Below are 10,317 nucleotides of genomic sequence, written 5' to 3'. Positions count from 1 at the left end.
TGGCGCCGTCCGGGTCGGTCTGGCTGACGAGGCGGGCGTTGCTGTCGTGTGCGTAGATTTGTCGGCTGCCGTCCTGATGGTGGACGGTGACGGTGCCGGCGTCGTCCCATTCATAGCGGGCGTGCATCTGCCCGAAGTTGTTCCAGTGGCGGATGCAGCGCGCCTGTTTGCCGCGGTGTTGCCACTCCCAGTAAAACGTCGCGCCACCGGCCAGTTGCCGTTCCTGGATGACGTGGTCGGTGTCGTAGCGGTAGTGCTCGGTTTCTTGCAGGGCGTTGGTGGCGCCGATCAGTTGGCCCGCGTCGTTGTAGCTGTAGGAGACGGCAGTGTGCAGGGTGGTCCAGCGTTCTAAACGCACGCGGTGTTTGGCGTAGTGTTCGTCGGAGCGTTCGATGAATTCGCGGCTGTGGTCGTAGTACTGGTAGTCGACGGCGCACAGTCGGTTGTTGTGGTAGCGCAGCATCAGGGCGCGTTCGAACTTGTCTTCGATGCGGTGCAGGCGACCGTCGCGATGGGTGATGGTCAGGCGGTTGCCGTAGGCGTCGCTGATGGCGATCAGTTTTAAGTCTTGAAAGTGGTAGAAACGGCGGGTTGTGCCCGCTTGGGCGAGGATCAGTTCGCCGTCTTTTTCACCCAGGTAGATCGCGGCGCGGGCCAGGCTGTTGGTGATGGCCGGGCGATGTGCGGTGGGGCGCGGGAAGCGGGTCTGGCGGTTTTCGTGGTCGGTCCAGAGCAGTTCGTCGCCGTCTTCTTGCAGGCGATGGTTCAGGCTGTGGCTCCAGCCGAAACCCAGGCTGCTTTGGCTTTCGACGGCGCTGGTGCGGTACAGGCGCGTCCACTCGAAGGGCAACACGCCGTCGAGCACGGTGTCGGTGAGGGTCAGCAGTTCTTCGCCGGTGACCATCGACACCGGGCAGCCTTGGGTGCAGGTTTTGTCAGCCGGTTCGGCGGGCTGGTCGTTGAGGTTTTTCGATTGCGCCGGGACGTCGTCGACGTGCTGGACTTGCACGATTTCGGTGTAGGTCTGGGGTTTGCCGCGCACCATCAGGGTGGTGTCGAGCAGCGACTGGTCGGGGCCGTCGCCGGGTTGGCGGGTGATGTCGACCTTGCCTTTTGTGCCGGTGTTCAGCGGCGCGTCGGCGTGCAGCAGGATGGGTTTGCTGGTGAGTGCATGCTGGGTTGCGCGGGCTTTGCTGGTGCGCAGCAGCAGGTCAATAAAGCTGTCCAGCAGGTGGGTGGCTTTGGCGGTGACGGTGATCGTTTTAGCGGCCTTGGCGGTGTATTTCACCGCCAGCCCCAACCCGCCGGTCAGAACAACACCGATCAGAATGTCGATCAGCACCTCGCTGCCCAGGCGCGTAACTATTTCAGTGCATAGGAGTGGCGGCAGCAATTGCAGCCAGGCTTGGAAGGTGCAGAAGTACGCCCACAGCAGCGGTTCGTCACTGGCGATTAAATAGAGGGTTTGCAGCGATTGGGCCGAAGCGTTAATGAGATCGTCGAGTTGTTGTTGTGAGAGAAACTTACTCAGTTTTTCGAAGTTTTCTTCGGGGTGGGTAATGAGTTTGAACACTGCTACCAGGCTGTCCCAAAGGCCGATCAGGGTTTTGCCGAAACCCTTGAGGGCGCTCTGTGCGTGCAGCAGCAGTTGCTCTGCATTACTGGCGTTGTCGTAGGCGCGCCAGAGTGGCTGGAATTCGCTGTTCCATTGCTGCGAGAGCCAGGCGCCGAGTTCGTTGAGCAGGTCTTGGTAGGAGTCGAAATAGGCGTCGATCTGTTGCGGTGTGGTCTGAGGGTAGAAGGTGACGCGGTAGCGCTGATCAGGTTTGCAACCTTCGAGCAGCTTTATGCCGCTGTCGTCGATGAAGGTGTTGATGTCTTCGCCGTAGCTTTCGACGGCTCTGACGTGGTCCTGATAATCCCTGCTCATGAGTTTGCTGCGCGAGGAAGTAGCAGCTACAGGCGTCAGACGGACAGGGGTGTTGCCAATCGGCACGAAGTGCGCGGATTCAAAGGCGTGGATCAGGGTCAGCGTGCCGTCTTTCTTGCATAGGGCGTAGCGCGTAACGGCTCCCTTGCTTTCGATGGAACGGGTGATGGCGCTGTCGCCGGCACTGAATTTTTGTTCGGCGGCAAGCATGCCGCCGTACCACTTTGAGGTTTGCAGGCGGTACTCGGCCAGGCAGTTTCTGTGTTGCAACAGGAGGGTGGGTACATCGGGCTGGATGCTGTCAGTCATTGACCTATTTCCTTACGCTGGAGAGCACCTGAGGTCATTCAGCAATCAGGGCTTTTACGGTGGCGCAAGTGTGCAAGGCGATACTTGGAATGGCTGTAAGACGGGTCTATAGCTGAGAGGGGTTTGAAGCGTGTTTTGAGTGAGACGGCTTACTGGTTGGTGTCGGCAGTCTCTTACATGAATCGAGATTTGAAGAGAATTCCGGGCATAAAAAAGGCCACATTAACGTGGCCTCTGAGCGATGCGGATGGCGGACGAATCAATAATCGTCGTCTTTATCAAACTGTCGCGCTTCACGTTGCAGTTGATAGACAAAGCGTTCGACCTGGCGCTGCACGGCACCGCTGATATTGTGAAAACGCATGCCAGCAAAAGTAATGTTCAGTCGCTCTTCAAAATGCAGGTAACGCATCTCGACCGGTGTCGACATGGCACCAAAGGGCAGGGCCGCGTTAAAGCGTTCATACACCTGACCCAATTGCATGCTTTGGCTGATATCCCCTTCAAAGCGCAGCTTGCAGCCTGTGGCGGAGACGTCCAGCAATTTGCCTTTGATTGGGGTTTTGAGCTTCTCCCCCGCCACTTCGACATTGACCAGATTGGCCAACCTCAACGCCGCGCGAAAGGCGTTTCGGCGCTGGTGATAAACCACTTCGCCCGGGAGTGCACCGCGATAGCAGCGATGACCGTTGACGTCATCGATGGTCAATGAGGTTGTGCATTCCCAGGCAATTCGTACGCCGTCATGGAAGCCTTCGACCCGAAAAGGTACGCCCGCTTCAAGAAAACGCTCACCCTCTCTTGGGATCATTTCGTCCAGAGTGAGGGTGTTGTTCTCACGGTTTACATCCACCACATAGCTCTGGAAACGCTGGGTGCGATCCTGGAATGTGATGATCAGCGGGTCATGACTCTCTTGTAGCAACCGCAGGTTGGAAGCTATTTCCAACGGCGTGGCCAGCACCTTGGGCGGCTGCGGAGCATCTTGGGCATCGAACACGGTTCATCAGTCTCCAGGCAAAGTACAGCAACACAAGAGTGCGGCATTTTGCCATCATGTTGCGCTTCTCGCTAGGCTGCATGACGACTAGGGGTCACACCTGGCTATAGGCGCGAGGCTTGTTCAACATCGATGTGGTGCCGCGTGCGGTGTACAAAGAGGGCACTTCGCCGCCATGCAGGATGCGCAGTTGGTTGGCGGTAATCGCCTGTTGCGTCTGAATCGATTGGCCGTTGAGCTGATTGGCGGCATGGCACTGAGCAAGCAACTGGTTCAGGGCATCGCTTTGGCTGAGCAACTGCTCACCTACGCTGGAGTGGCTGGCGAGGCTTTCAAGCCCCTTGCGATTGGTGGTCAGGCCCAGGCTGGCCAAAATCTCGCTGCGCTTGCGACCATGTTGATCGAGCAGAATGATTAACGAATGTTTACGCGCCAGAATGTATTCCAGGTGCACCATGTCGCGCCCTTTGAGGGCGATGGACTCTTCCTGCAACAAGCCGAGCAGTTGCTCAGCAGGTGCCAGGTCGTCATTGATCAGTTGCAGCAAATTTTCGTCGTGCATGGCGGGCTCTGGGAGTTAAGCGTCCAAAAGCCTGGCACCCGCCCCGAGGGCTAGTGCTGGGCTTCGATGTTGAGCAGTTTGCTGGCGACCCGGCTGCTGTCGACTTTATAACTGCCGTCGGCAATGGCTTGTTTCAGCTCGGCGACTCGATCGCTGTTAACCACCGGTTGATCGCGCAATGAGTCGCTGATTTTTTGTAGTTGCTGAGCCTGCGGGCTCAAGCTTACCGATTCACCACTCGGGGCGATGGTTGTAGCTTCAGGGCTTTGCACAGGGGCCGCTTGCGTGGCGCTGCCTGCTTCCTGATTGGCGTTGCTGCGCGTACTGCCGGCAACTGGCGGGGCGCTGTTGAGACGACTGAAGTCGATAACCATAACGAAAAACCTCTGGGTATTTGGACGCTTGCCATGTTTTCGGCCATACCCGGAAAAACTTTAGGCTTGATTAATCATAGGTGTGGCTGAGCATGTACTGATCTAAGTCAGGTGACAGTGTAGGAAAGTCACAAGACTGATGCCAGAAAAGCTTACAGTGCCACCTCGACTTGACCGGGCCCTGTGATCCGCGCCTTGATCACACGTTTGGAGTTCAGGTTTCTTACGCGTATCTGCTCGCTGAGGCCGCCGTCCGACAGCGCCTCGCCGGGCATCTTGACACTTAATGTGCCGCTGCGAGCACTGATAACCACATGGTCGCCTTTTCGAACAGCGGCGTTTTGTTCCAGATGCGTCAGGGTCAACACTTGATCGGTCACCACAGGACGCAGCAGTTTTTGGCCCACGGCCAATTCGGTCGCGGTCATATAGCCTTGATTGATTTGGCTGACGTCACGTTCGCGCAGGGCGACATCGGCGTAGTCCACAAGCATGCCGCGTTTCAGAGGGTGGGTGACGATGATCACATCGCGGAAAAGCCGGACCTGAGCGGGGACAAAGATGGTCCAGGGTGAGGCGCCTTCGCAGCGAACCCGCACGATCACTCGGCCCATGGGTTGAGCCGGGCTTTCAAGGGTGGCTGTCAATTCTCTGTCGCACTCGGCCAGACGCAGGCGTGGGTCGAGATTGTTTACTTGAATCTCATAGCGGCCTTCTATCTGACCAGTGGCAAGGTAGTCTTCGACGGTGAACTCAAGAAAGCCTTGGGTGACGCCGATAAGTTGCGTAGGAGAAGTAAAGCCATCAGCGTAGGAATATTTGCCTACGCTAATCAGGCACGCGACTGCCAACAGACTCAAGCATCGACGGCGCAGGCTGAAGGCGTTGGATTCGCGGCAGGAATTTGTCGTTTTGGTATTCATGAAAGATAAATAGCAAAGCCCGTGCCGTTTACCGGGCGGCGAGTGTCGTAACTTAAAGTTTTAAAAGGAGCTGAGTATGGCTGGGGTGATGGATGCGGTTAACCAGCGCACTCAATTGGTGGGGCAAAACCGTCTGGAGCTGTTGCTGTTTCGTCTGGACGGGCCGCAGCTTTACGGGATCAATGTGTTCAAGGTCAGGGAGGTGCTGCAATGCCCCAAGCTGACAATGATGCCTCGATCCAATCCGGTGGTGTGCGGCGTGGCAAGCATTCGCGGCGCGACTATTCCAATTCTTGATCTGGCAATGGCCACCGGCGCGGGTCCACTGAAAGAACGGGATAACCCGTTTGTCATCATCACGGAGTACAACACCAAGACTCAGGGCTTTCTGGTTCGCTCGGTCGAACGCATCGTCAACATGAACTGGGAAGACATTCATCCGCCACCTCAGGGTGCAGGCCGTGACCATTACCTGACGGCTGTGACGCGCATGGATGAGCAGTTGGTCGAGATCATCGATGTGGAAAAAGTGCTGGCTGAAGTGTCGCCAACGCCTGAAACCATTTCTCAGGGAGTGGTGGATGTCGACACTCAGACCAGAGCCTTGTCTTTACGGGTGCTGACCGTTGACGATTCATCGGTGGCGCGCAAGCAAGTTGCCCGTTGCCTGCAAACGGTCGGGGTCGAGGTGGTCTCGTTGAACGACGGCCGTCAGGCGCTTAACTATCTGCGCCAGATGGTGGAGGAGGGGAAAGACCCGGCCGAGGAATTTCTGATGATGATCTCGGACATCGAGATGCCGGAAATGGACGGTTACACCCTGACAGCCGAGATCCGCAACGATCCACGCATGCAAAATTTGCACATCATTCTGCATACTTCTTTGTCGGGGGTTTTTAATCAGGCGATGGTCAAGAAAGTCGGTGCTGATGACTTTCTGGCCAAGTTTCGGCCCGATGACCTGGCATCCCGGGTAGTTGACCGGATTAAAGCAGCAGACCAGAGCCAGGGTCAGCCCCTGGCGGTCAACACGATTTAAGAGGCAGGATCATTTGTCGACGGCTAATTTGGATTTTGAACAGTTCCGGGGCTTCCTGGAAAAAGCCTGTGGCATTGTGCTGGGTGAGAACAAGCAGTACCTCGTTTCGAGTCGCCTTAACAAGCTGATGGAGCAGCAGGGCATCAAGTCGCTGGGTGAGTTGATTCAGCGCATGCAAAGCCAGCCTCGCAGCGGGTTGCGTGAGCAGGTGGTGGATGCCATGACCACCAATGAAACCTTGTGGTTTCGGGACACTTACCCGTTTGAAGTGTTGAAGAACAAAGTCTTGCCTGAATTTATCAAGGCCAATCCGGGGCAGCGTTTGCGTATCTGGTCGGCCGCGTGCTCATCGGGGCAGGAACCGTATTCGCTGTCGATGAGCATTGACGAGTTTGAACGCAGCAATCCCGGGCAATTAAAGGCGGGCGCACAGATCTTTGCCACTGATTTGTCCAGTCTGATGCTCAATACGTGCAAAACCGGTGAGTACGACAATTTGGCGATTGGCCGAGGCTTGTCGCAGGAGCGCTTGCAGCGCTACTTCGAACCCAAGGGGCCGGGGCGTTGGGTGATCAAGGCGCCGATCAAGAATCGAGTGGAATTTCGTTCATTTAACCTGTTGGACAGCTACGCCGCGTTTGGCAAGTTTGACGTGGTGTTCTGTCGCAATGTGTTGATCTACTTCTCGGCCGAGATGAAAAAAGACATCTTGCTGCGAATCCACAGCACGTTGAAGCCGGGTGGTTATCTGTTTCTGGGCGCGTCGGAAGCCCTCAACGGTTTGCCCGACCATTACCAGATGGTGCAATGCAGCCCCGGGATCATTTATCAGGCGAAATAGACTTGCGTTAACCCGTAGCAGCTGCCGAAGGCGGCGTTCGGCGACGCAGTCGTCGCTGAGCGCTAAACCTGAGTGCTCATTGTTACGATCGCTGCGCAATCGGACGCAGCCTTCGGCAGCTGCTACGAGGGAGTACGTGCGACCGGGCGGCAGAAAAGCGGCAGTCAGCGGTCAGCCTTTGCCGCTTTTCTGGCATTGCCGCCGTCCACTCCCTGCGCAAAGCCCTGAAACAGGCGGTTGTTCAATCTGGCACGAGGTTTGCTCTGTACCTGTCATCCACACCTGAATCCGTTTCAGGTCAGCTGACAAAGGTTTCCCGACATGAGCATCAGCTTCGATAAAGCGCTCGGTATCCATGAACAAGCCCTGGGCTTTCGTGCACAACGTGCCGAAGTGCTGGCCAACAATATCGCCAACGCCGATACCCCGAATTACAAAGCGCGGGATCTGGATTTTGCCTCTGTGCTCGCTGCACAGAACGACAAGAACCAGAACGGCACGTTTGCCCTGAACAAGACCAACAGCCGCCATATCGAAGCCCAAGGCCTGAGCATGGGCGACGAAACGCTTCAGTACCGCACGCCGATGCAACCCTCGATCGACCAGAACACCGTGGACGCTCAGCTTGAGCAGTCGAACTATGCAGAGAATGCGGTCAACTTTCAGGCCAGCTTCACCCTGCTCAACAGTAAATTCAAAGGGCTGATGTCAGCCCTGCGCGGGGAGTAATTCATGTCTCTAGCCAGTGTGTTCAATATTGCCGGCAGTGGCATGAGTGCCCAGACCACCCGTCTGAATACCGTCGCCAGTAACATCGCCAACGCCGACACCGTCTCGTCGAGCCTCGATCAGACCTACCGCGCCCGTCATCCTGTGTTTGCCACGATGTTTCAGGGTGCGCAAAACGGCACCGGCGATTCGCTGTTCAATAATCAGGATGCCGCAGGCCAAGGCGTCCAGGTGCTGGGTGTGGTCGAAGACCAGAGCAACCTTGAAGCACGTTACGAGCCCAACCATCCTTCTGCCGACGCCAAGGGCTATGTCTATTACCCCAACGTCAACGTGGTCGAAGAAATGGCTGACATGATTTCCGCCAGCCGTTCGTTTCAGACCAACGCGGAAATGATGAACACCGCCAAAACCATGATGCAGAAGGTGCTGACGCTCGGTCAGTGATAAGGGGCAACGCAAATGAGTGTGACCGATTCCACTAGCGGCTTGACCCTCAATCAGGTACTCGCCAATTCCGCCCAGACCGCCACGACTGACAACAGTCTGGCAGCCGCTTCCAAGGCGGTGTCCGGCAGCTCCTCGCTGGGCAAGGATGCATTTTTGCAATTGCTGGTGACCCAGCTGAAAAACCAGAACCCGCTGGACCCGCAGGACAACACCGCGTTTGTCGCGCAGTTGGCGCAGTTCAGTAGCCTGGAAGGCATCACCACCCTCAATGACACGGTGAACTCGATCTCGGGTAACTTCCAGTCCTCGCAAGCCTTGCAGGCTTCGTCCCTGGTGGGCCGTTCGGTGATCGTGCAAACCAGCGAAGCGTATGTTGACCCGGCCAGCGGCAAGGCATTCAACGGCACGGTCGTGGTTGCTGATGCCAACTCCACGCCGACGGTCACCATTACCAATGCAGACGGTGAAGTGGTCAGAACCCTGGATCTGGGTACACAGCAAGCCGGCAACAGTGAATTTACCTGGGACGGCAAGGATGATGAGGGCGTACTGCTGGATAAAGGTTCTTACACCTTTACGGCAGCCAGCAAAACTGACACCGGCAGCACGGCTCTCACCACCTACCTGCCGGCCACGGTCAACAGCGTGACGCTGAGCAAGACCGGTGGCGAAATCATGCTGAACCTCGCGGGTCTGGGCAGTATTGGCATGTCCAAAGTTCAGACCATTGGCCTCTAGGCCCTAAGCCGACCCTTACGCTTCAAGGAGATATACATGTCTTTCAATATCGGTCTTAGCGGCCTCTATGCAGCGAACAAACAACTCGACGTGACCGGCAACAACATTGCCAACGTTGCCACCACGGGTTTCAAAGCCTCCCGTGCAGAATTTGCCGACGTGTACTCGGCCAGCAAGCTGGGCGTCGGCAGCAAGACCATCGGCAGCGGTGTCAACCTGGCCAATGTGTCGCAAAGCTTCAGTCAAGGTGCTATCAATAACACCGGTAATCTGCTGGACATGGGGATTCAAGGCAGCGGTTTCTTTGTGCTGAGCGACAACGGCGCCTTGAGCTATACCCGTGCCGGCACGTTCAAGGCCGATAAAGATGGCTACGTGACCAGCTCCGATGGCACCCAGCGCTTGCAGGGTTATGGCGTGGACGCTAACGGCAAGGTCATCAACGGCGTGTTGACCGACCTGCGCATCGATACGTCCAACCTGGCACCCAAAGCCAGCAGCACGGTTGAGTCCACCATCAACCTGAACTCCACCTCTGAGGTGATTGATCAGACCGTGAACGCGTTCGATCCGAACGAAACCGCCAGCTACAGCAAAAAATTCAGCACCACTATTTACGACACCCAGGGCAATGCGCACCCGATGGACCAGTACATGGTCAAGACAGGTTCCAATACCTGGGAGACCTATACCCTGATCGACGGACGCAACCCTGACGGTACTGCGGTCACAGGTGCGAATGCTGTAGCCCCTGTGCCGTCGACCATGGTGTTCGACTCGGCCGGTGCGCTGACCAGCGTGACCACGCCCAACCCGGTGGCCGGTCAGCCTGACATCGTCAGCAGCACCTTGACCGTGAGCAACTGGATGCCGGGCGCCACGGTCAATGGCAACTGGGTCTCCAACGGTGCTGCAGCGAATGGTGACGGGATTGCCATCAACATGGCCAAGACCACTCAGTACAACACTGACAGTTCGCGTAATCCGCCGACTCAAGACGGCTACGCCACCGGCCAGATCAACAACCTGAGCATCGACGGCTCAGGCGTATTGTTCGCTAACTTCAGTAACAGCCAGAGCCGTGCTATCGGTCAGATCTCGCTGGCCAGCTTCACCAATGAGCAGGGCTTGCAGCCTGCGGGCGGCACCGCCTGGAAAGAAACCTATGCGTCGGGTCAGGCAGGTTACGACGCGCCGAAAGTGGGCACCCTGGGTTCCGTTGTTTCCAGCTCGCTGGAAGATTCCAACGTCAACTTGACCAGCGAATTGGTCGATTTGATCAAGGCGCAGAGCAACTACCAGGCCAACGCCAAAACCATCTCGACTCAAAGCACCATCATGCAGACCATCATTCAGATGACCTGATTGCGGGACTGAATAACAAAAAAAGCCCTATTGGGCTTTTTTTGTTTTCGGAGGAAC

General features: G+C 56.7%; 11 protein-coding genes. 6 read left to right on the top strand and 5 right to left on the bottom strand.

The window, feature by feature from the left end:
- The 5 genes from EQV93_RS15670 to flgA form a co-directional block, all read right to left on the bottom strand.
- Window positions 1-2,239: DUF6531 domain-containing protein (locus EQV93_RS15670; protein WP_240891865.1), on the bottom strand; the 2,239-nt coding region annotated here is incomplete at its 3' end.
- 259 nt (window positions 2,240-2,498) lie between these two features.
- Complete coding sequence (locus tag EQV93_RS15665) at window positions 2,499-3,239, bottom strand: flagellar brake protein (protein ID WP_240891864.1); 741 nt, start codon at window positions 3,237-3,239, stop codon at window positions 2,499-2,501.
- A 94-nt stretch (window positions 3,240-3,333) separates the two neighbouring features.
- Entirely contained in the window at window positions 3,334-3,801 is a 468-nt protein-coding gene (locus EQV93_RS15660; RefSeq protein WP_122783066.1) for a flagella synthesis protein FlgN, read from the bottom strand.
- Between the two features lie 50 nt (window positions 3,802-3,851).
- Entirely contained in the window at window positions 3,852-4,175 is a 324-nt protein-coding gene (gene flgM, locus EQV93_RS15655) for a flagellar biosynthesis anti-sigma factor FlgM (RefSeq protein ID WP_122783067.1), read from the bottom strand.
- Window positions 4,176-4,327: 152 nt separating this feature from the next.
- Window positions 4,328-5,098: a flagellar basal body P-ring formation chaperone FlgA gene (flgA, locus tag EQV93_RS15650; RefSeq protein WP_146386700.1), complete on the bottom strand. Its 771-nt coding sequence runs from the start codon at window positions 5,096-5,098 to the stop codon at window positions 4,328-4,330.
- Window positions 5,099-5,174: 76 nt separating this feature from the next.
- Between flgA and EQV93_RS15645 the strand changes: the two genes are divergently transcribed.
- The 6 genes from EQV93_RS15645 (at window position 5,175) to flgE (ending at window position 10,260) form a co-directional block, all read left to right on the top strand.
- Window positions 5,175-6,137 (top strand): chemotaxis protein CheV, encoded by a 963-nt coding sequence (locus EQV93_RS15645; protein ID WP_122783068.1) that lies wholly within the window; start codon window positions 5,175-5,177, stop codon window positions 6,135-6,137.
- A 13-nt stretch (window positions 6,138-6,150) separates the two neighbouring features.
- Window positions 6,151-6,978 carry a protein-glutamate O-methyltransferase CheR gene (gene cheR / locus EQV93_RS15640; RefSeq protein ID WP_122783069.1) on the top strand — a complete coding sequence of 276 codons (828 nt, stop codon included), beginning with the start codon at window positions 6,151-6,153 and terminating at the stop codon, window positions 6,976-6,978.
- A gap of 321 nt (window positions 6,979-7,299) precedes the next feature.
- Complete coding sequence (gene flgB, locus EQV93_RS15635; RefSeq protein ID WP_122783070.1) at window positions 7,300-7,707, top strand: flagellar basal body rod protein FlgB; 408 nt, start codon at window positions 7,300-7,302, stop codon at window positions 7,705-7,707.
- Window positions 7,708-7,710: 3 nt separating this feature from the next.
- Window positions 7,711-8,154: a flagellar basal body rod protein FlgC gene (gene flgC / locus EQV93_RS15630; protein ID WP_122783071.1), complete on the top strand. Its 444-nt coding sequence runs from the start codon at window positions 7,711-7,713 to the stop codon at window positions 8,152-8,154.
- Window positions 8,155-8,169: 15 nt separating this feature from the next.
- Window positions 8,170-8,895 (top strand): flagellar hook assembly protein FlgD, encoded by a 726-nt coding sequence (gene flgD, locus EQV93_RS15625; RefSeq protein ID WP_122783072.1) that lies wholly within the window; start codon window positions 8,170-8,172, stop codon window positions 8,893-8,895.
- 36 nt (window positions 8,896-8,931) lie between these two features.
- Complete coding sequence (flgE, locus tag EQV93_RS15620) at window positions 8,932-10,260, top strand: flagellar hook protein FlgE (protein WP_146386705.1); 1,329 nt, start codon at window positions 8,932-8,934, stop codon at window positions 10,258-10,260.
- Window positions 10,261-10,317: the final 57 nt, after the last annotated feature.

It is taken from the genome of Pseudomonas sp. TMW22091 (assembly GCF_022496705.1).
GTDB lineage: Bacteria > Pseudomonadota > Gammaproteobacteria > Pseudomonadales > Pseudomonadaceae > Aquipseudomonas > Aquipseudomonas saxonica.
The sequence above is the reverse complement of the archived record's forward strand: the minus strand, read 5'-3'. Positions and strand labels throughout refer to the sequence as shown.